Annotated in this window: 1 protein-coding gene and 1 pseudogene; both read left to right on the top strand. The window is 52.6% G+C overall.

The window, feature by feature from the left end:
• Positions 1-565 (top strand): annotated as a pseudogene (locus GIW69_RS26155) (hypothetical protein); the annotation flags it as partial.
• Positions 562-823, top strand: a 262-nt coding sequence (locus tag GIW69_RS26150; RefSeq protein ID WP_236485674.1) for a hypothetical protein, incomplete at its 3' end; no start/stop codon positions are given. The pseudogene GIW69_RS26155 and the gene GIW69_RS26150, both read left to right, overlap by 4 nt.

The following is an 823-nucleotide window of genomic DNA, read 5'->3' as shown; positions in this document are numbered from 1 at the left end:
CGGCGAGTACTGGATCGTCCCGTGGGAAACCGTAACAGCCGCCGCCACTCAGCAATCCTCCGTCAGTCAGGCCGGCCGATCCACGATGGGTTTATTGGTCATCGGTTTCGAAAACCCCGACCCGGACGCCAAGGAAGACAACAAATACTTTTCGCTGGGCTTCAACTGCGGCGGTGGTACGACTGCGATGGCGTTATGGGAGTGCATGCGCAGTTACATGGAAATCGGGCCGGAGTCTGTTGAAGATCAAACAGCCCGTTTCGACAGGTCAAAAGGAGTATGGGCCACTTACCTGAACGATCTGATCAACGCCGCCAAATTAAGGGGCTGGTTTGTAACTGCTCTATGGGAAGGTTTTTGCGGGATCTTCATTTTCAACACTTTGCTGATAGACGTGCTCGAACGTTGGAAGTTGAACCCGCCGCCGGATTTGCCCTATCCCGAGATTATCAAATGGTCAAAACCGCTGCCCCCGGAACAATGGGCCAAACGCTCGCCTGAGTTGGAGGCCGCTATCGCCAAACGCGAAGCCGAACTTGCTGGGCAAATCGAGGTGGCGACATGAGTACGCCGCCGGCAGGCACTGTGAAAAAACGGATGTTTTCGCGCAATGATTATTTGTCGCCATTGCCTATCCCCACTGGTGAAAAGCCTTGTGATGTTCTCAACATCATCTGGCGCAAGAACGAGGTTTTTCTCGATATCGGTAACTACAGCGTCGGATCTGCGGTGATGGTGATGTGGCCTTCGCTGATAGTGGTTTTCGCTATGTCTTTTTTTACACGGAACCTTGACCCTGAATTTAGCTACGGGATTTTGATCA

Origin of the sequence: Pseudomonas syringae (genome assembly GCF_021605415.1) — a bacterium.
GTDB lineage: Bacteria > Pseudomonadota > Gammaproteobacteria > Pseudomonadales > Pseudomonadaceae > Aquipseudomonas > Aquipseudomonas syringae_S.
The sequence above is the reverse complement of the archived record's forward strand: the minus strand, read 5'-3'. Positions and strand labels throughout refer to the sequence as shown.